Source organism: Streptomyces sp. DSM 118878, assembly GCF_052936595.1.
The window spans coordinates 1,664,249-1,683,389 of record NZ_CP193622.1; the positions used below are offsets into that span (position 1 = coordinate 1,664,249).

Genomic DNA, 19,141 nt, shown 5'->3' on the forward strand with positions numbered 1-19,141 from the left:
GCCGCCCGCGCCGTGCAGCTCCTGCTTGCTGCGGTTGCCCGACGCGTCGGGGTCGAAGTCCTGCCAGTAGGCGACAGGGCCGCCCAGCGTCGAGGCCGAGGCGTCACTCGCACACGCCTTGTTCTGCTTGTCGGTGCCCGCGGCCTCATCGGCGGGGTCGGCCGTCGCCCAAGCCGGCGTCAGGCGGCGCTGCCAGTCGTAGCGGAAGCACTGGACGTCCGCCTGGCCGCCCGTCGGGGTGTCGGAGATCGAGGTGACGTTGCCGGACACGCCGTAGCTGTGGTCGGTGTCGGACGTCACCGCGTCGACGCTCGTGATGTCCGCGGACAGCGCTCCCGTCAACCGATATGTCCCCCCGGGAGAGGGGCATATCTCGCCTCAGTTACCGCGGCAAGTGCGCCCGTACCGTCTTGCCCTGGGGCCCCGTGCTGACCGTTACCGCCCTGGACAGGCCGCGGACCATGGGCCAGCCGAAGCCGCCCGTGGCGCCCGCCAGGTCCGGGGTGCGCTCGCGTGGGGGGCGGGGGTCCGCGTCGGTGACGGCTACCGTCACCGTCTCCCGGTCGGCCGCCAGCCGCAGCGAGCACGAGGTGCCGTGGGCGTGCCGCACCGAGTTGGTGACGAGTTCGGAGACGGTGAGTTCGACGCTCGCCGCCGCCTGCTCCTCCAGGGCCGGACTGAGTCCGCCGAGAAAGGCACGGGCGAAATCCCGCGCCTGGGCCACGACTTCCGGCCGGTTGCCGAAGACCGCGCGGTCCAACGGCCTGACACTGTGCCGTGCATGGTCCGTCCGCATACGCCCCTCCTCGTTCAGGGGTGGACTGTACGAAAGGCCCTCTTGCCCCCGAAACCGGGTCCTTAACGCGCACGGCCGCCCCATGTCGGCCCTCCGTAACCCCCGCAGGGGAACCGTGTGTCCCACGTCACCCGACTTCGCACCGTCGACGGGGACATGAAGCGCGGAAGGAGGGGTAACCGGGCGCCACCAGCCCGTAGGAGAGGACGTCGGCTGGCGAACTGAGAGGTTGACATGACGATGGCCATCGGAACAAAGACGGATACCGGCGTCGCGGAGGTGCCGGCGGTCACGGACCTGCCGGAGATCGTCGACCCCCAGGCGGTGTCGCCGAAGGACGCCCGCGCCCTGTCCCAGTTGTTCTTCGACCAGCTCGCCGTGTTGGAGGAGGGGACACATCAGCACCAGTACGTCCGCAATACGCTGATCGAACTGAACATGTCCCTGGTCCGTTACGCCGCCGGGCGGTTCCGCAACCGCAGCGACGAGATGGAGGACGTCGTCCAGGTCGGCATGATCGGCCTCATCAAGGCCATCGACCGTTTCGAGCTCTCCCGCGAGGTCCAGTTCGCCACGTTCGCGGTCCCTTACATCGTCGGTGAGATCAAGCGCTTCTTCCGTGACACGTCCTGGGCCGTGCACGTTCCCCGCCGCCTCCAGGAGGCCCGGGTCGAACTCGCCAAGGCCACGGAGGAGCTCAGCAGCCGCCTCGGCCGCTCCCCCACGGTCGACGAGCTGGCCGCGCTGATGAACCTGACCCCCGAAGAGGTCATCGAGGCCCGCCTCGCCTCCAACGGTTACAACTCCTCCTCTCTCGACGCGGTCCTGCACGGCGACTCCACCGACGAGACGCCGCTCGCCGACTTCATAGGCGAGGTCGATCCCGGCCTGGAGCTGGTGGAGGACTTCCACGCGCTCGCGCCCCTCATCGCGGAGCTGCCCGAGCGCGACCGGGAGATCCTGCACCTGCGCTTCGTGGAGGAGCTGACCCAGTCCCAGATCGGCGAGCACCTCGGCGTCTCCCAGATGCAGGTGTCCCGGCTGCTCTCCCGGACCTTGTCGAACCTGCGCGAGGGCATGCTCCCCGCCGCCGGTTGAGAGCGGCGGCCCCGTGTCGGCCATCGCCCGGGTGAGCGCTCGTCCGCCGTAGCGCTCACCCTGCGGGCCGATCCGGGAAGCGAGGGCCCCATGTCCGGCATATGGTGCTTTCGTCGCCGCCGCCCCCTTCCGGAAGGCCGCCATGCACCCCTCCCTCACCCCGGACGTACTCGCCGACCTCCGCAGGCCGCGGGCCTATCCCGCGGTCACGGTGCTGCTGCCCACGCACCGCGCGGGACCGGAGAAGGCACAGAACGCCGTGCGGCTGCGCAATCTGGTGGCCGAGGCAGGGAAGCGGCTCCAGGAAGATCCCGCCGTCACCCGGGAACGCCGGGCCGAGGTCGCCACGGCGCTGGACCGCGCGGTGGCCGAGATCGACCCGGTGCGCACCGAGGACGGCCTCGCGCTCTTCGCCGCGCCGGGCGAACACCAGGTGTGGTCGCTGGCCCGCACGGTGCCCGCGCGCGTGGTGCTCTCGGACACCTTCCTGACCCGCAACCTCGTGGCGGCCCAGGCCGCCGAGCGCGCCTACTGGCTGCTCGCCGTCGCCGCCGGCCGCGTCACGCTGTGGGACGGCTCGGCGGCGGACGTCACCGAGCACACGGCCGACGGCTTCCCGCTGACCCGTGACCTCGCCGACCCCGACGCCGAGCGCAAGGAACGGATCGGGGATTTGCCGAGCACCTTCCGCTCCGAGCGCGCCCGCGGCTTCCTGCGCGGGGCGGTCCGGGCGGTGAGCGGCATCCTGGCCGTCCGGCCCCGTCCCGTGTACGTCGCCGGGGAGGCCGCCGCCCTCTCTCTCCTCGACGAACTCGGCATGTTCACCGAGGGGGCCACACCGGTCCCGCACAGCGGGCTCGCCGGGGGCACGGCGGCGGAGGTGCGGCAGGCGATGGCGCCCCTGCTCGCCGCGCGGGACGAGTCGGAGCTCGGCACCACGCTCCGCGAGCTGGAGGACGCCCGCGACCACAAGCGGCTCGCCGCGGGGCTCGACGAGGTCTGGCACCACGCCACGGAGGGACGGGTGCGGCTGCTCGCCGTGGAGGACACCTACCGGGCGACCGTACGAGAGGCGGGCGGGCATCTCGTACCGGCCGAAGCGGACGATCTGGACGCCCACGACGACATCGTCGACGAAGTGGTGGAGCACGCCATGGAAACGGGCGCGCAGGTCCGCTTCGTGCCGGCGGACGCCCTCGCCGACCAGGGCCGGATCGTCGCCGCCCTGCGCTACTGAACACGGCGGCGGCCCGGCCTACCCCTTCGGTCCGGGCGTGGGCGCCGGGTGGCCGCCGCGGGTGAGCCGCGCCGCCAGGTGGTGGCGCAGCGCGACCCCGACCGCCGCGAGGTCGTGCTCGAAGGTGAGCGTGCCGGGCCCGGCCAGGGTGTAGCGGCGGCGCGTGGCGTCCACCTGTTTGGCCGTGGGGGTGAGGGCCACCTCATGGGTGGCGAGGTCGACCGTGCCGTCGGCGGCGTGGCCGACGCAGATCTCCGCGATGCCGGTGGGCTGCGTGATCAGCGCCTCCACCCGTCCCTCGGGCTGTAGCCGCCACCAGCCGCTCTCCCTGGCCGAGGGGCGCAGCGGCCGTCCTTCGGCGTCGGTCAGCCAGGCCCGGGAGTCGTAGCGGAGGAAGGGGCGCCCGTCATGGCTGAAGGTGACCTCCTGCTCGTAGGTGAAGTCCTGGTCGAGGGTCGGGTACTCGCCGCGGCCCGTGCCGCGCCAGGTGCCGAGGAGGCCGAGCACGGGCGCCAGCAGGGCGTGCGCGGTGGGCGCCTCGTCCGCGTGGAGGCCGTCGGGGTAGGGATGCCCGGGGGCGGGATCGAACACGGTGTGCTCCTGAATTCGGGGTAGTGGGGGGCAGGACAGGAAGCCTAGGGCCGCGTCCGGGGTACTCATCGCTCGGAGCACCACCGCACGGGCGCACCACACGCACCATCGGGCGCACCGGGCGCATCACCGCGTGAACCGAGAAGGAGCACAGCCATGGCGAAGAAGGCCGGGTCGGGTGACGTCGTCGCCCTGATTCTCCGGGACCACCGGCGGATGGAGGACCTCTTCCGTCTCATGCGCAGCGTCGAGGAGGACCGGGCGGCGGCGCTGCGCGAGTTCGCCGACCTGCTCATCGCGCACGCGCTCGCCGAGGAGGCCGAGGTCTACCCCGCGCTCAAGCGGTACCGGGACATCGAGAACGGCGAGGTCGAGCACGGAGTCGAGGAGCACGAGGAGGGCAACGAGGCGCTGCTCGCCCTCCTGGAGGTCGACGAGGTGGGCTCCGAGGAGTGGGACGAGAAGCTGGAGAAGCTCGTCGAGGCGGTGACCCACCACGCCGACGAGGAGGAGCGGACGATCCTCAACGGCGCGCGTGAGAACGTCGCGGCGGAGCGCCGCGAGGAGCTGGGAGCCGCCTTCGCCGAGGAACGCGCCAAGCAGCTCGAACAGAACTGCGGTCGCGTCGAGAACGTCCGCCGCGTCGTGAAGTCCTGAGCAGTCGTGACGTCCTGAGCAGTCGTGAAGTCCTAAGCGAGGGAGCGCAGCACGTCCTCCGTGCGCGCTTTCAACCAGGCCGTCATGCTGCCCAGTTCACCGGAACGGTCCATGCGCACCGAGAAGGCCACCGCCGCGTGGACCGCTCCGACGGAGACCGGCACCGCGGCGGACGCGTAGCCGGTGGCGAGCTCCTCCAGCTCCACCACCGGGGAGAACGGCGGAATCCGGGCCAGCTTGCGCAGGGCCGCCTCGGTGTCGGGCGCCGTATGGGGGGTGAGCGGCTCCACGGGGTGGCGCGCCAGGTGCGCCCGCTGCTGCTCCTCCCCGAGGCGGGCGAGGAGACTCTGCCCCGCGGCATGCGCGTAGGCGGTGGCGGAGAGCCGCTCCGGGTCGGCGGGTAAACCGCAGAGCGGGTGCCAGGAGACCGCGGTGACCTCGATGTCGCCGGCCCGGTGCACCACGAGGTAGGTGACGGTGTGCAGGTCCCTGCCGACGCTGTCGAGCCAGGTCTGCACGAACTCCCTGCTCGGGGCGGACGTGACCACCGGAGGGGGCAGGAGGTAGTGCCCGTACTCGTTGAACACGGCCCCTTCGTGCTGGAGCGTGCGCAGCAGGTGGTAGGCGGTGGCCAGGGGCAGCCGGGTGTCACGGGCCAGCTGTTTGGCCGTCGCCCGGCCCCCGTGGTGCTCCAGCGCCGAGAGCAGGCGCAGGGCACGCTGGACCGAACCGATGAGCGTGGGTCCGTTAGGGGACTTCCGCGTCGAGTCCTGCAAGATCTCTCCTCACGATTGCCCCGGGCCACGCCCGGTGAGGATCTTGGAAGTGCTTCGCGAGACGGCCGGCGGGGCCCCCTAGCGGAGCGTGGTGAGCTTCGCCCGCAGCCTCGCGAGGGTACGGGTCAGGATGCGGGAGACGTGCATCTGGGAGATGCCCAGCTCCTCGCCGATGGCGCTCTGGGTCATCTCCGCCGAGTACCGCATGGCGAGGATGTGCCGGTCGCGATCGGGGAGTTCGGCGATGAGCGGCTTGAGCGCGTGCAGGTCCTCGACCCTCTCCAGGCCGGCGTCCGGGCGTCCGATGTGGTCGGAGAAGGCGCCCTCGAAGTCGACCGGCTGGTCCAGGGAGGTGCTGGCATAGCCGTTGGCGGCGATCAGCCCCTCGGCCACCGTCTCCGCGTCGAGGTCCAGGTACCGGGCGATCTCGGCAGCGGTCGGCGTCCGCCCGTACTCCTGTTCCAGGCCGGCGGTGGCCCTGCTCAGGTCGGAGCGGAGCTCCTGAAGGCGGCGCGGGACGTGGACGGCCCACGTCGCGTCGCGGAAGTACCTCTTGATCTCGCCCATGACCGTCGGCATGGCGAAGGTCGGGAACTCGATGCCGCGCCCCGGGTCGAACCGGTTGATCGCCTTGATGAGCCCGATGGTGCCGACCTGCACGACGTCCTCGTACGACTCCCCGCGCGCCCCCACGCGACGTACGGCGTAACGCACCAGGGCGAGGTTGAGCTCCACCAGCGAGTTGCGCACGTAGGAGTACTCGGGCGTGCCCTCCTGGAGAGCGCCGAGCCGCGCGAAGAGGGCCTTGGAGAGCTCCTTGGCGTCGGCGGCGGTCACCGAGGCGGCGGGGGCGGGCAGTTCGGGCGGCCGCGCCGCCCCGTCCGCGCGCGGGGCGGCGGTCCCGCGTTCGGCGCAGGCCGTGCCACCTGCGCCCGCACCGGTCGTTGTCGTCATCCTCGCTCCTGAGGCGATCCAGGACACTTCCCTGGCGGGAAGCACGTCGTGGACTGCCAGGTACCCCCGATCCTCCGTCACATTCACTCGTTTTTCACGCTCTGTGAGAAGGCCGTCACGCTTCGCGCGCCGGAGCGGTCGGCGGCCAGACCGGACGGTGCGCCTCCGGCAGCTCGCCCAGGGCGAGGCCGACGGTGCGGTGACTGGGGATCAGATCGGTGCTGCCGGTACGGGAGAGGAGTTCGGTCAGCCGCCGCCCCGCGCCCGCGAGCAGCAGCTTGCCGCCGCGGCGCTGAAGCAGCCACCGCATGGCGAGCAGGCAGTTGAGGCCCCGCGAGTCACAGAACGACAGGGCGGTGGTGTCCAGGACCAGGTGCCGGTGGCCCGCGTCGACGCACGCTCCCAGCGTGCCCATGAAGAGTTCCTCTGCGCCCCGGTCGAGTTCGCCGGTGACCCGCAGGACAGCGCAGTCGTCGCAGCTCGCGAGCTGCGTGATGATCAGACGGTGCGCCTGCGTCGACATCGGCGCCTCCCTGCTCCCCGCGGCGCCGCACCGCTCGCGGTGTCCGGTGATGGGCACTCCTACGGGGAATTGTGCCCCGCATCTCGCCGGGCAGCGGAGCGATTGCGTTTTCTCGCTCACGCCGCCCGCGGCGCCCCAACAGCGCTGAGCGATCACGCCGTTCGAATACTCCGGCGGCTCCCGCGGCTACGCTTGTGCGGTCATCGGCCCGCGGACGGCGAGGAGTTCGGGGGCACAGCGGTGGAAGGGGAGCGCGTGGACGGCGGCACGGTAGGGCTGCGCATCGCCTCGGCGGTGATCGCCCCCCTGCTCAAACGGTTGCTGCTGCCGGCCGCGAAGGTGCCCGGCGCGGAGTTCGGGGACCGCCCCGTCCCCATACGGCGTCTCATGGCGTTCTCCCGCGAGCACCGCACCCTCACCGAGGACGATCTGCACCGCGTCGCGCGCGAGCTGGTGCGCAGGGCCGTGCGGTCGGCCGGTCCGCACGACCCGCCGGTCGGCGCCGACGAGAAGGACGCCGTCGGCCTCGCGCTGACCCGCACGCTGCACGCCCTCGGCGACCTCGACATGAGCGACGTACAGGCCTTCGCGCTCGGACCCGAGAAGCTGGCCGAGGAGCTGTCGCGGCGGGCGGGCCCGGAGACCCGCACGCTCCTCAGCGACGACGCCGCCCGTTTCCACGACCGGCTCCTGGAGACGTCCTGCGTACACGTGGTGCGGTTCTTCAGCGAGCAGCCCGGGTTCGCGGCACGCACCCAGGTCGAGCAGAGCCGGGAGATCCGCGAGCAGAGCGAACGGCTCCAGCGGATTCTGGAGCGCCTCCCCGACATCTCGGTGCAGGACACCCGCTTCGAGGAGGAGTACGCGCGCTACGTGGTCCAGAGTCACGGCAGGCTGACCATCCACGGCGTCGACCTGCGCGAGCCCGAGGGCCAGGAGTGGCCGCTGGAGAGCGCCTACCTCAGCCTGGAGGCCGTCCCGGCCCGTGGCCCCGGCGAGGGTGCGGCGGCGGCCGACGGCGAACCGGGCACGGACCGCGAGTCGCCCGAGCGCACGCCGGCTCCGGTGGAGGCCGCCCTCGCCACCCACGACCGGGTCCTGCTGCGCGGCGTGGCGGGCACCGGCAAGACGACGCTCGTCCAGTGGCTCGCCCTCACCACCGCACGGCAGGACCGGGTGCCGGGCGGCCTGTCCCAGCTCGTGGGGCGCGTGCCGTTCGTGATGCCGCTGCGCGCCCTGACCCGCAAGGGCGCCGGGCTACCGATGCCGCAGGACTTCCTGCACTGGATCGACTGCCCCCTGGTCGGCACCGAGCCGGACGGCTGGGCCGCGCGCGTGCTGCGGCACGGCCGCGCGGTGATGCTCATCGACGGGGCGGACGAGATCCCCAAGGGCGAGCGCAACCGGGTCAAGGCCTGGCTGAAGAAACTCCTCGCGGTCTTCCCCGGCAACCTGTGGCTGCTGACCTCGCGACCCTCCGCCCTCGAACAGGGCTGGCTGAAGCGTGAGGGTTTCCGGGAGTTCGCGCTGAGCGAGATGCGCCCCGCCGACATGCGGCTCTTCATCGACCGCTGGCACGCGGCGGCCGGTGCGCCCGCCCGGCTCGGCGAATCGCTCACCCTCGCCCTGCGCAGCAGGCCGGAGCTGAGCCGCCTCGCGACGAACCCGCTGATGTGCGGGCTGATCTGCGCCCTGCACCGGGAGCGCCGCGGCTTCCTGCCCCGTGGCCGCGCCTCGCTCTACGAAGCCGCCCTGGCCATGCTCCTGGAGCGGCGGGACGTCGAGCGCGAGGTCTACGGCAACGGCGGCGACACCCCGCAGCTCGACCAGAAGTCCGCCACGGAACCGCTGCGGCGCCTCGCCTACTGGCTGATCCGCAACGAACGGACCCAGCTCGACCGTGCGGACGCCGTCGACGTCGTACGCCGCCTGATGCCCTCGGTCGAGCGCCTGACGGAACTCGGTGAGGCCGAGGACGTCCTCCAGTTGCTCCTCGAACGCTCGGGGCTGCTCCGCGAACCGGGCCCGGGGGCCGTCGACTTCATCCACCGCACCTTCCAGGACTTCCTGGGCGCCCAGGCCGTGCTCGAAGAGCGCGACATGGGGATGCTGGTGAACAACGCGCACCTGGAGCAGTGGGAGGACGTCGTGCAGATGGTCGTCGCCCAGGCCCGCCACCACGAGCGCGGCGAGCTGCTCACCCGGCTGCGCGAGCGGGGCGAGCGGGAGAAGGACCCGGCCGTCCAGGCACGGCTTCGGCTGCTCGCGCTCGCCTCGCTGGAGCAGGCCACCAGCGTCGCGCCCGCCGTGCGCGAGGCGATCGAGAGCCAGGCCGCGCGGCTCCTGCCGCCCCGCAGCCTGCGCGAGGCCAGGGCGCTGGCCCGGACGGGGCCGCTGCTCTTCGGCCTGCTGCCGGCCGCGGACGCCGTGACGGGCGACGAGGAGCTGGCCACCGTGCACGCGATCTGCCAGATCGGCGGGGACGCCGCCATTCCCCGCCTGCGGCAGTTCCTGCACACGGGCCAGCCCGCCGTACGCGCGCAACTGCTGAACCACTGGGACCGGTTCGACACCACGACATACGCCGAGGAGGTCGTGGGTCCGCTCCTGGACATCGCGCCGGACGACCGGGTGACGGTCCGTTCGCGCGAGCAGCTCGAGGCGCTGGGGTCCATGCGGAGCTGTCGGCGCGTCAGCCTTCAGGGTGACTTCTCGGCGGCCGACATCCGCGCCGCGCTCGACCCCCGACGGCTGCGGGAACTGCTGCTGCGCGACGCGCTCTCCCTGGACTCCCTCGACGTCCTCGACGGCTTCGCGGAGCTGGAGTCGCTGGGGCTGCGCGGGTGCCGCAACGTCCAGGACCCCGTGGCGCTCACCCGGCTCCCCCGCCTGCGGCGCCTCGAACTGCGGGACCTGCCGCGCTTCGAGCCGCTGCACGCGCTGGCCGGGTGCCCGCGGCTCGACACGCTGCTCATCGGCGCGGACGTGCCGTGGCGCGGCCTCGCCGACCTGCCGGGTCCCGACCGGCTGCGGGTGCTGTCGCTGCCGCCGACCGCGACGCGCCTCGCGGACATCGTGGCCTGCCGCGACCTGAGGGAACTGCGCCTGCAAGAGGCGAGCGAGCGGCTCGCGCCCGACTCCTGGGGAGCCCTGCTCGGCGAGCTCGCCGAGCTGCGTACGCTCGCGCTGACCGCGGCTCAGCTCAGCGCCCTGCTGTTCGCGCCGCGCACGCGGCTGCCCCAGGTGACCCGCCTGGACGTGCACGCGGGGACCGGAACCGCCGTGCCGTTGCGCAAGATCGCCCTGCGGCTGCCGGGCCTCGAGGAGGTCCACATCGCGGAGGCCGCCGATGTCGACCTCGCCTCGCTCGCCTCGCTGCCCCGGCTGCGCAAGGTCCGCCTGACCTATCCCGGCGACGTGCGGGGCGCCGATACGCTGCCCGGCCACGTCGAGCTCTCCCGTTATCCACAGGCCTGATCAACGGACTGGAAACGGTCTGTCGCCCACGGTAAGTTCTGACCCCCCAAGCACGGTTGGCACAGGTATCGACACCACGGAGGCGGGAACCAGTCGGATGAGCAGAGCGGAAGACACCCCGCTGTACGGCAGGGACCCCCTCCTGCGCGCGCTCATCCCCCGGCTCACCGGCCTGAAGTACGACGAGCGGGCCCGTACCGCCAGGGAGTTCCAGCACGACCTGCCCGTCGTCCTGGTGACGGGCCGTCACGGCATGGGGCGCACCGCGGTCCTGCGGGAACTGGCGGCGCACTACCGCAACCGGCTGCCTCTCGCCCACGTCGGTGTCGCTCCGCCCGGCCCCCCGGCGTTCGCGGCGGCCGCAGCGGACGGGGACGCCGCCGTCGCCACCGATCTGGTGGGCGTCCTCACCGAGCTGGCACGGCAGCTCGCGCCGTCCTACCGGCGGCCCTTTCCCGTCCTCCTCCCCGGTCTGTTCGCCGTGTCGAGCTGGGAGCCGGGGGACGACTCGGAGCGGGACGCGGTGTGTCTGCGCCTCGCCCGGCTCCTGATCGCCTGCCGGCTGGCCGAAGGGCCCGAGCAGGAGCTGCGGCAGACCTGGGCCGGCGCGGCCGAGGCACGGACCGGGCACCCGGCGGCGGGACCGGCGGCCGTCTCCCGCGCCCTGCACGGCGCCTACACCGACCAGCACCGGGCCGGAGCGGAGCGCGACTGGTACCGGGGGCGCTTCCCCCGCTTCGACGAGGGCACCGACCCCCTGGAGCTGCTCGGCGACTGGTACCACCAGGGCGGCGACTACCGGCACGCGGTCGAGCAGACGCTCATGGCGGCGCTGCGGCACGACGTCGCGGGCTCGTACGGCCGGTTGCAGCGCTGGAACCGCGAGCCCTGGCCGCTGGTGCTCCTGGACGACGTGCACCTGCCCGCGGGGCGGCGCTTCCTCGACCTGCTCCTCGAACACCGCGCCCACACCGAGTCCCCGGAGCGCGAGGAACTGGTCGTGGTGGCCACCCGGCTCGGCGAGGCGCCGCGGAGCGACCCCGGCCCCGTCCGGCGCGAACTGGCGGACCTGACCGTCTCCTCCGGCTGGGAGCGCCTCGGCACCTCGCCGTCGGCGGGGCTGCTCACCGTCCCCCTGACGCCGCTGAGCCGCGACGACGTGCTGCCGCTGCTCGCGGCCGGCTCCGCGGGCGCCCCGCTCCACCCGTATCTCGCCTCGGCCCTGCACACCCTGACCGGCGGCCACCCCGCCGCCACGACCACGCTGTGCTCGGCGGTCCGCGCCGCGACCCACGCGGGCCGCGCCGTCGCCCCGCGGGACCTCCTGGAGCTGTGCGCCGAGGACGGCCGCCCCGTCGGCGAGGTGCTGCTCGAACGGCTGCTGCCCGACCGCCGCCAGCGCGACCGGCTCACCCTCCTCTCCCTCGCCAGGGACAGCACGGCCGCCGAGGCCCTCGCGACACGGCTGCGTCTCGAAGGGCCCGAGCAACTGCCCGCGAACGCCGTCACCGACTACCTGGAACAGCAGCACTGGCAGCGCCTGACGCCTCCGGAGAGCCCGCTGGTGACGGATCCGCTGCTGCGGACGCTCCTCGTGCACGAGGCCCGCAGGCTCTCGCCGGGGCCCGAGGACAGCCGCGGCTGGCAGGAGATCCACCGCTTCCTCCAGAACCACCACGCCCAGCGCGGTGAGGGCGGCGAGGCCGACGCCCTGCGGCACATGCTCGCCGCCGGAGGCGTGGAGACGGTGGTGGCCTCCCTCGCGGAGGAGTTCCAGTCCGAGCAGGACGAGCGGGGCGCGGGGCACTGGCTGCTGTGCCTGAAGTACGCCGCCACGGCGCCGACGCCGCCCGCCCGCGACTGGGAGGACGACCGCCTGCGGACGGCACTCGGCGCGCACGACGGCCGCTACGCCCACCTGGACGACGTCGAACGCTGCGTCAACCGCCTGCTGCACGCCCTGTGGTATCTCTCGGAGCCGCACACCGAGCCGGACCCCGACACGTGCGCCGCCATCGAGCACGAGCTGGCCTATCTCTCGCTGCGCCACCCTTCCTGGCGCGTCGCGCTCGGCCAGGCGGCCCGCAGGTGGCCCGCCTCGGCCCGCGACAAGCGCCCCCTTCCGATACCAGGACAGTGAGGCAGCATGCTGTTCCGTCGTCATCCCCGCGAGTGGGGACCGATCGAGTGGGCCGGTGTCCTCGGCCTCGCCGTGATCGCCGCAGTGGTGACCGTCCTTCTCGCCCTCGGGGCACGCGGGCCCGGCAGGTGCGGTGACGACCTGGCCGAGATCGGCGACGACTGCATCGGTGTCACCGCGCGCGCCTTCGACGCCGATCCACGCCTGCGGAGCCTGATCGAGGCGGTCGCCGCCGAGAACGAGAAGGTACGCAGGGACGCCGATTCCCCCACCGACAACGGCGCCCGGATCCCGTACGTACGCATCGCGCTGATGATGCCCTTTACCGCGGACGAGTCCAGCGCGATGACCACGGACATGATCCGCCGGGGGCTGGCCGGGGCGCTGGCCGCCCAGCAGGAGGCCAACAGCGCCAGCGGTCCGCACTATCAGCTGCTGCTCGCGCCGGACGGGCGCAACCTCGAACAGTGGGATCCCGTCGTCAAGCGGCTCGGTGAGCTGGCCGCGGCCAAGGAGGCCCCGCTGGTCGGGGTCACCGGCATTCCCAGCAGCACGCCCGAGACCCGGCAGGCCATAGACGCGCTCAGCAAGGCCGGCATTCCGACCATCGGGCCCGTCATCACCGCGGCGGACATGAACTCCGACCAGTTCTTCAAGACCTCGCCGAACAACGAGCAGTTCGCCGGTGCCCTGAAGCAGTACCTGAAGGAGGAGCCGCAGACGAAGAAGGGGTTCCTCGTCTGGGACAACCGCAGTGAGGACGTCTACTCGCAGAACCTGCGCGAGGTCTTCGAGAAGCACTTCGGCAAGGCGTACGACTTCAAGGGCAACAACTCCAACTTCACCGGCTCCTCGGGCATGGACAAGGGCATCCCCCGGCGGTTCACCGACGCCGCGCAGAAGATCTGCGCGGCCCGCTCGGACACCGTCTTCTTCGCCGGGCGCGACCAGGACCTGCCCGCCTTCGTCAAGCGTCTCGCGCAGGAGGGCGACTGCGGACGCAGCGGGCGGCTGCGGCTGCTCAAGGTGGGCATCGGGCTCGAACCGACCCTCACCACGTACGGGACCGGCCGCTGGCTCAAGGAGGCGGAGGCGACGATCGTCGCCGCCTCGTCGGTGGATCCCGCCTGGTGGCAGGGCAAGCACGATCCGCCGCGGGCGCTCGGCCGCTTCATGGACCGCTACAGGACGCTCGACAAGAAGCACGGCTTCGACGCCGAGTTCCTGGACGACGGTTACGCGGTGATGTATTACGACGCGTTCACGCTCCTCGCCGACGCCGTCGACCGCACGTACAGCGAGTTCAACGAGGACCGCGAGAACGCCGAGGGCGACGACGGCAAGGGCGGCAAGGCCCCGCTGAAGCTGACGAAGAACGACGTCTACAACACCCTGATCATGCCGAGCATCACCGCGTCCGGTTGCAGCAACTGCCTGCGGGGAGCGGCCGGCGCGTACGGGTTCGAGGGGCCCGGGGTGAACGACCAGTGGGCGGTGTGCAAGCCGGTGCCGGTCGTCGAGTACCCGGCCACCGCGCGGGACCGCGACCTGCCCCTGTACCGGACGTTCCGCGGCGCCGGGAAGACCGCCTGCCCGGCCTGACGGTGGCTAGGAGGCTTCTGGTGCGACGCGCTTCTCGAACCAGTGGTGTGCGTACGGCTCGTCGTTGAAGGCGGGGACCTCCCGGTAGCCGTGGGAGCGGTAGAGGCCGATCGCGGCGGTGAGCGCCTTGTTGGTGTCCAGGCGCAGGACGTCACGGCCGTGCTCTGCCGCCTGTTCCTCCAGTGCGGTCAGGAAGCGGCGGGCGAGGCCGAGGCCCCGGACCCGGGGCGCGATCCACATGCGCTTGATCTCCGCCGGGGCGCCGGCCGGCAGCTTCAGGCCCGCGCAGCCGACGGGCTCGCCCCGGGCGCGGGCCACGAGGAACAGGCCGTGCGGCGCCCGGAGTTCCCCCGCGTCGGGCAGCAGGCTGCGCGCGGGGTCGAAGCCGGTCTCGAAGGCGCCCCGCAGTTCGGTGAAGTAGGCGAGCAGGCAGCTCCGGGCGTCGGGGTGGCCGGGGTCGACGACGTCCAGCGTGACGGCCGCGACGGTCAGCAGCCGGTCGACCTCGGCCATGGCCTCGACGAGCCTGGCCCGCCGGCCCTCGTCGAGCGGGGCCAGGAGCGCTTCGGCGAGGTCGTCGCTGCGGGCGTCGAGCAGCGCACACTCCGCGCGGCCCGCCTCGGTGAGCCTGACGGTGCGCACCCGCCGGTCCTCCGGCAGCGGTTCCACCGTCACCAGGCCGTCGGCCTCCAGGGCGCGCAGCAGTCGGCTGACGTACCCGGAGTCGAGGCCCAGGCGCTCGCGCAGCTCGCGGACGTCCTGGCCCGCTTCGCCGATCTGCCAGAGCAGCCGGGCCTCGCCGACGGGCCGGTGACCGCCGAGGTAGTGGTCGTGGAGCACGCCCACGCGTTCGGTGACGGTGCGGTTGAACCGCCGTACCTGCTCGACCTGAGCTTCGTCCATTCCCTGACTGTAGTCAGAGAATGGACGAGGCGTACAGAGCCCGGGTCAGGGCTGGGTGATGTGGCCCGGCGCGGGCAGCCGGGGCGCCGTGGCGGGCTCGTGGATGTCGGCCAGGGCCATGAACAGCAGGGCCACGGCGAGCGCGCCGGGGTCCGGGACGCCGAGGGCGTGGTCCCCCACGTAGCTGGCCCTGCCGCGCCGGGGCCGCAGGGCCGCGGTGGCCAGGGCGCCGCGGATGGCCGCCTGGGCCGCCTCGGTGAGGGGGGCCTCGGCGCCGTCCTCGGCGGACGCGGCGAGCGACTCGGCGGCGGGCGCGAGGGCGTCGACCAGCGTGCAGTCGCCGGGGCTCGCGCCGCCGACCCGGTGGATGGCGGCGAAGCCCGCCTGCGCGGCCTCGGCCAGCGCACCAGCTTCCGGCGCCCCGCCGTCCGCGGGCACGGCGGACGCCAGGTGCTGGAAGAGCAGCCCGAAGAGGGGTCCGCTGGTGCCGCCGACATCGTTGAGGAAGGCTTCGGCGAGGGCGGACGTGCCGTCGAGGCCGCGCTCGTCGGCGAGCTTCACCGCGCGGCGCACCCCGCCGGTCAGGTTGTCGCCGAAGTCCCCGTCGCCCACGAGCTGGTCGAGCTTGGTGAGGTTGTCGCGCACCTGGGCGACGGTGGCCGCGTAGCGGTCGAGGAGGGCGCGGTCGCCGCCGACGCCCTCGGCGGGAGCGGCCTGCGCGGCCTGGACCGGCGTGCTCGCGGCCGTCTCCTCGGCGGCCCGGGCGCCGCCGAGCGGGCGGGGCAGGACGAGCGGGGTGCGGGTGGGGGCCGTCCAGAGATCGGCCCAGCCGTCCTCCAGGCGGGTCAGGGTGAGGGAGAAGCCCGCCATGTCGAGGGCCGCGGTGAAGGTGCCGGGGACGACGAAGACCGGGGTCAGGCCGCGGCCGGTCAGCTCGTCGCGCAGCAGGACGCCGATGGCGTTCAGCTCCAGTTCCGTGGTGGCGCCGAGGCCGTTGACCAGGGCGAGCACCTCGCCGGGGCCCTCGGGCAGGGCGTCGAGGAGGTCGTCGGTCATCCGCCGTACGAGGTCGCCGACGGCGGGGCGGGCGATGGTGCGGATGCCCCGCTCGCCGTGGATGCCGACGCCGTAGTCCAGCGTCCCCTCGTCCAGGGTGAACGCCGGGGCCAACGTCGTGGGCGAGGTCTGGGCGCGGGCGGCCACCGCGATGCTGCGGGAGCGGGCCACGATCCGCCGGCCCAGGTCGGCCAGCTCCTCCAGGGACGCGCCCCGGTCGGCCGCCGCGCCGAGCAGCTTCTCGACGACCACCGTGGCGGCGGTCCCCCTGCGGCCGGTCGCGCTGTCGGCGCTGTCCGTGGCCAGGTCGTCCTCGACCAGGACGGTGGCCACCGGGATGCCGTCGTGCCGCAGGCGCTCGGCGGCGATCTGGAAGTTGATGACGTCGCCGGTGTAGTTCTTGACGATGTGCAGGACACCGCCGCTCTTGGCCGCGGCGGCGCTGGCCTCGTAGATCTGCCGGTTGTGCGGCGAGGCGAAGACCTCGCCGGGACAGACGGCGTCCAGGCCGCCGCGCCCGAGCAGCCCCGTGTGCAGGGGTTCGTGGCCGGAGCCACCGCCGGAGACCAGCGCGACCGTGCGGTCGGGGTGCGGGTCGCGCGCACGCAGGTACAGCGGCCCGCTGTTCACCTCGATCATGCCGGGATGGGCGAGCGCCAGGCCGCGGGCCGCGGTCAGCACGGGATCGTTCTCCGGGAGGAAGTAGCTCATGCGCGTTCTCCGTAGGGTGCGGGGCTGCGGTCTGGGGGTTCTTGCGTGCGGGGCTGCGGGGCCGGCGGTGCCGGGATGGTCCGGCCAGGTCGGAGAGACGCGGCGGCCGTGGCTCACCCTGGCCGTCGAGCGCCTCCGAAGAACGGCATTCCGGAGTACCGGCACTCCGCGGTTCCGCTCTCCGTCGCCTCCTGTGCGACGCTGTCAACCTGCACCCGCCCGGCCGACGAAACACGCAGGGCACGCGGCAGCCACCGGCAGGCCACCCCATCTTTGCGAGGTCTTTACCCGTGCCCGACCCGCGACGCGAGGACCTCGGCCGGATGCTGCGCGCCTGGCGGATGGCGCGGGACCCCGCCGAACTGCCGGGCCCCGTGCCGTTCCGGGGCCACCGCAGCTACCTCACCCAGCTCGACATGGCGCTGCTGCTCGGCGTCTCCGAACGCTGGTACCGCGCCCTGGAGCGCGGCGAGGACCGCGCCTACGCGCCCGGGATGGTCGCCGGTGTGGCCCGCCTCCTCGCCCTCGGTCCGGCCGAGGCGGACGCCCTGTACCGCGGCGCGGGGCTCCGGCCGCCGACGCGCCCGCCGGGTTCGACGCCGCCCGACGAGGCGATGCTCGACCTGCTGCACCAGCAGCGGCGCGTGAGCTGGATCTGCGACCAGGCGTGGGACGTGGTCGCCGCCAACATCGTGGCCGCACGGCACTGCCCCTGGCTGATGCACCCCGGCGCCAACGTCATGACCTGGGCGTTCTCGCCTCAGGCCCGCTATCAGCTCCGGGAGTGGGAGACGAAGTGGGCGGGGCCGCTGCTCGGCCGGCTGCGCCTCGCCTGGCAGCGCTGGCCGGAGAACGAGCGTCTGGCCGAGGTGGTGACGGCCGTGCGCGCCGAGCCCGGCGTCGCGGCGCTGTGGGATGCCGCGACCGACCTCACGCCGCTCGGCGCCGAGCCCCGGCCGGTGTACTTTCCGCTGGTCGCGCCCGACCCGGTCGACGTACGCGTCATGACGTACGGGCGCTTCGACGACACGGCGCACCGCTGGCTCGTCCTGACGCCCGTCGACCCGGCGGTCACCTTCCCCTGAGTGCGCGGGCCCCGGCCGGGTCAGTCGGCCGTCGGGCGGTACACGGTGAGCGCCTCGGGGAGCTTGTCGATCAGGAGCGCCGGCGGGGCGGGCGTGACCTCGCCGTCGTATGCCATGTGGGTGCCTTCGGGCAGCCCGGAGATGATCAGGCGCTGCGGCTTGGCGGCGGCGTAGACGCGGGTGCGGGCGAGCTGGCCCGCGAGGGCGGCGGCGAGCAACCTGCTGCGGGCGAAGCGGCCCGCGTGCGCGATGCGGACGTCGAGCAGCCCGTCGGCCAGGTCGTGCCGGCGCACCGGGGCGATGCCGACGCTGCGGTAGGCGCCGTTGCCCGCGAAGAGCAGCCACATGGAGCGGCGGCGGCCGTTCACCACGGCGCGCAGCGGCCGGCCCGTACGCAGGATGCGGACGACGCCGAGCAGCGTGGCGGGCGGGCCGCCGATCTTCGGGGACCAGTGTTCCCTGCTGCGGACGAGCTCCGGGTAGCTGCCGAGGCTGAAGGTGTTGAGAAAGTGGGCCTCCTCGGTGTGGGTCCTGCCCGCGGGGCCGAGCCCGGCCAGCGGTTTGATGCGGCCCACGTCGGCGCGGACCGCGCTGCCCCGGCCCACGGCGACACAGGCGTCCGCGATGGTGTCGACGCCCAGGTCCGCCGCGAAGTGGTTGAACGTGCCGCCGGGCAGCACCATCAGCGGCACGTCGAACCGCAGGGCGGGCGCGACGGCGGCGTTGACCGTGCCGTCCCCGCCGCACACCCCGAGGACGCCGCCGCGCCGGGCCGCCTCCCTGGCCGCCTCCTCAAGGACCTTGGGCAGGGCGCCCGCCTCCTCGTCGTGGAGGACCACCTCGGCGCGCGGCAGGGCGCCCTTGATCTGCCGTACGGGGTCGGCGAGTTGGGGCTGCGCTCCCGATGACGGGTTGACGACCACGATCAGGCCCTCGCCCTCCGGCAGCGCGGGCGCGTCGACGCGGGGCCGGGCGGGCGGTGGAAGCTGGGCGCGGGTGGGCACCATGCCGCGCACCGCGTAGGCGGCGCCTATCCCGAGGGCCGCGCCCACCAGGACGTCCCGCGGGGCGCGGGCGCCGCCGTGGACACGGGCGTACGCCATGGACGCCGCGACCGGGGCCAGGGCCGCGCCCCAGCCGGGCGCCTCCAGGGCCGCGCCCGCCGCGAAGGCCGCCGCGGAGGCCGCGCGTTCCGAGGGGTACGGGCCGGTCAGCGGCTTGCGGGGCAGGCGTCGGAGCAGGGGGGCCGCCTCGTGGACCGGGCGTGAGCGGCCCACCGCGCCCCTGCTCAGGGTGTTGACGGTGGCCGTCGCCAGGCCCATGGACGTGAGGCCCCGCACCGCCGCGCGCCGCCCCCGCACCCCGCCGAACGCCCACATCCCGGCGGCGACCGAGCAGAACAGCAGCCGGTGGTCGGCGTCGAGCAGACGTCGGGCGCGATGCCTCAGGAGATCTTTCATGACCCCCGTCTACCCCGGTTGCCGCCCGAAAGGCCGGACGGGCCCGAGCAGTGCGCGGAATCACGATCGGAAGCG

General features: G+C 73.4%; 15 protein-coding genes. 7 read left to right on the forward strand and 8 right to left on the reverse strand.

The window, feature by feature from the left end; translation table 11 throughout:
* Positions 1 to 382: 382 nt before the first annotated feature.
* Positions 383 to 796, reverse strand: a complete 414-nt coding sequence (locus tag ACRAKF_RS06945; RefSeq protein ID WP_447036017.1) for an ATP-binding protein — start codon at positions 794 to 796, stop codon at positions 383 to 385.
* Positions 797 to 1,030: 234 nt separating this feature from the next.
* Between ACRAKF_RS06945 and ACRAKF_RS06950 the strand changes: the two genes are divergently transcribed.
* Entirely contained in the window at positions 1,031 to 1,894 is an 864-nt protein-coding gene (locus ACRAKF_RS06950; protein ID WP_447036018.1) for an RNA polymerase sigma factor SigF, read from the forward strand.
* A 142-nt stretch (positions 1,895 to 2,036) separates the two neighbouring features.
* Entirely contained in the window at positions 2,037 to 3,131 is a 1,095-nt protein-coding gene (locus ACRAKF_RS06955; RefSeq protein ID WP_447036019.1) for a baeRF3 domain-containing protein, read from the forward strand.
* A gap of 18 nt (positions 3,132 to 3,149) precedes the next feature.
* Here ACRAKF_RS06955 and ACRAKF_RS06960 read toward each other — a convergent pair whose 3' ends face one another.
* The gene (locus ACRAKF_RS06960) at positions 3,150 to 3,722 is read right to left on the reverse strand and encodes an FABP family protein (protein WP_447036020.1); all 573 of its coding nucleotides are present in this window, start codon (positions 3,720 to 3,722) and stop codon (positions 3,150 to 3,152) included.
* 156 nt (positions 3,723 to 3,878) lie between these two features.
* Between ACRAKF_RS06960 and ACRAKF_RS06965 the strand changes: the two genes are divergently transcribed.
* Positions 3,879 to 4,379, forward strand: a complete 501-nt coding sequence (locus ACRAKF_RS06965) for a hemerythrin domain-containing protein (protein WP_447036021.1) — start codon at positions 3,879 to 3,881, stop codon at positions 4,377 to 4,379.
* A 32-nt stretch (positions 4,380 to 4,411) separates the two neighbouring features.
* Here the strand turns inward: ACRAKF_RS06965 and ACRAKF_RS06970 are convergent, their stop codons facing one another.
* The 3 genes from ACRAKF_RS06970 to ACRAKF_RS06980 all read right to left on the reverse strand — a co-directional run bounded on the left by ACRAKF_RS06970 (position 4,412) and on the right by ACRAKF_RS06980 (position 6,632).
* Entirely contained in the window at positions 4,412 to 5,155 is a 744-nt protein-coding gene (locus tag ACRAKF_RS06970) for a helix-turn-helix domain-containing protein (protein WP_447036022.1), read from the reverse strand.
* 78 nt (positions 5,156 to 5,233) lie between these two features.
* Positions 5,234 to 6,109, reverse strand: a complete 876-nt coding sequence (locus tag ACRAKF_RS06975) for a SigB/SigF/SigG family RNA polymerase sigma factor (RefSeq protein WP_447036023.1) — start codon at positions 6,107 to 6,109, stop codon at positions 5,234 to 5,236.
* Between the two features lie 115 nt (positions 6,110 to 6,224).
* On the reverse strand, positions 6,225 to 6,632 hold the full coding sequence (locus ACRAKF_RS06980; RefSeq protein ID WP_447036024.1) for an STAS domain-containing protein: 408 nt from the start codon (positions 6,630 to 6,632) through the stop codon (positions 6,225 to 6,227).
* A 255-nt stretch (positions 6,633 to 6,887) separates the two neighbouring features.
* Here ACRAKF_RS06980 and ACRAKF_RS06985 point away from each other — a divergent pair, with 255 nt between their 5' ends.
* From ACRAKF_RS06985 to ACRAKF_RS06995, 3 genes are all read left to right on the forward strand, one after another.
* A complete protein-coding gene (locus ACRAKF_RS06985; RefSeq protein WP_447036025.1) occupies positions 6,888 to 10,109 on the forward strand; it encodes an NACHT domain-containing protein in 3,222 nt (1,073 codons plus the stop codon).
* 97 nt (positions 10,110 to 10,206) lie between these two features.
* Positions 10,207 to 12,249: an ATP-binding protein gene (locus ACRAKF_RS06990; protein WP_447036026.1), complete on the forward strand. Its 2,043-nt coding sequence runs from the start codon at positions 10,207 to 10,209 to the stop codon at positions 12,247 to 12,249.
* A 6-nt stretch (positions 12,250 to 12,255) separates the two neighbouring features.
* Entirely contained in the window at positions 12,256 to 13,851 is a 1,596-nt protein-coding gene (locus tag ACRAKF_RS06995) for an ABC transporter substrate-binding protein (protein ID WP_447036028.1), read from the forward strand.
* A 6-nt stretch (positions 13,852 to 13,857) separates the two neighbouring features.
* On the opposite strand, the gene ACRAKF_RS07000 is transcribed toward ACRAKF_RS06995, so the two are convergent.
* The gene (locus tag ACRAKF_RS07000) at positions 13,858 to 14,754 is read right to left on the reverse strand and encodes a bifunctional helix-turn-helix transcriptional regulator/GNAT family N-acetyltransferase (protein ID WP_447036029.1); all 897 of its coding nucleotides are present in this window, start codon (positions 14,752 to 14,754) and stop codon (positions 13,858 to 13,860) included.
* Positions 14,755 to 14,799: 45 nt separating this feature from the next.
* Complete coding sequence (locus ACRAKF_RS07005; RefSeq protein WP_447036030.1) at positions 14,800 to 16,521, reverse strand: dihydroxyacetone kinase family protein; 1,722 nt, start codon at positions 16,519 to 16,521, stop codon at positions 14,800 to 14,802.
* Positions 16,522 to 16,811: 290 nt separating this feature from the next.
* Here ACRAKF_RS07005 and ACRAKF_RS07010 point away from each other — a divergent pair, with 290 nt between their 5' ends.
* A complete protein-coding gene (locus ACRAKF_RS07010; RefSeq protein WP_447036031.1) occupies positions 16,812 to 17,606 on the forward strand; it encodes an MmyB family transcriptional regulator in 795 nt (264 codons plus the stop codon).
* 20 nt (positions 17,607 to 17,626) lie between these two features.
* Here ACRAKF_RS07010 and ACRAKF_RS07015 read toward each other — a convergent pair whose 3' ends face one another.
* On the reverse strand, positions 17,627 to 19,066 hold the full coding sequence (locus ACRAKF_RS07015) for a diacylglycerol kinase family protein (protein ID WP_447036032.1): 1,440 nt from the start codon (positions 19,064 to 19,066) through the stop codon (positions 17,627 to 17,629).
* Positions 19,067 to 19,141: the final 75 nt, after the last annotated feature.

Excerpts from the sequence above, each read along its gene's own strand:
- ACRAKF_RS06945 (WP_447036017.1), bottom strand. The coding sequence starts at position 796 with ATGCGGACGGACCATGCACGGCACAGTGTCAGGCCGTTGGACCGCGCG.
- ACRAKF_RS06950 (WP_447036018.1), top strand. The coding sequence starts at position 1,031 with ATGACGATGGCCATCGGAACAAAGACGGATACCGGCGTCGCGGAGGTG.
- ACRAKF_RS06955 (WP_447036019.1), top strand. The coding sequence starts at position 2,037 with ATGCACCCCTCCCTCACCCCGGACGTACTCGCCGACCTCCGCAGGCCG.
- ACRAKF_RS06965 (WP_447036021.1), top strand. The coding sequence starts at position 3,879 with ATGGCGAAGAAGGCCGGGTCGGGTGACGTCGTCGCCCTGATTCTCCGG.
- ACRAKF_RS06975 (WP_447036023.1), bottom strand. The coding sequence starts at position 6,109 with ATGACGACAACGACCGGTGCGGGCGCAGGTGGCACGGCCTGCGCCGAA.
- ACRAKF_RS06980 (WP_447036024.1), bottom strand. The coding sequence starts at position 6,632 with ATGTCGACGCAGGCGCACCGTCTGATCATCACGCAGCTCGCGAGCTGC.
- ACRAKF_RS06990 (WP_447036026.1), top strand. The coding sequence starts at position 10,207 with ATGAGCAGAGCGGAAGACACCCCGCTGTACGGCAGGGACCCCCTCCTG.
- ACRAKF_RS06995 (WP_447036028.1), top strand. The coding sequence starts at position 12,256 with ATGCTGTTCCGTCGTCATCCCCGCGAGTGGGGACCGATCGAGTGGGCC.
- ACRAKF_RS07000 (WP_447036029.1), bottom strand. The coding sequence starts at position 14,754 with ATGGACGAAGCTCAGGTCGAGCAGGTACGGCGGTTCAACCGCACCGTC.
- ACRAKF_RS07005 (WP_447036030.1), bottom strand. The coding sequence starts at position 16,521 with ATGAGCTACTTCCTCCCGGAGAACGATCCCGTGCTGACCGCGGCCCGC.
- ACRAKF_RS07015 (WP_447036032.1), bottom strand. The coding sequence starts at position 19,066 with ATGAAAGATCTCCTGAGGCATCGCGCCCGACGTCTGCTCGACGCCGAC.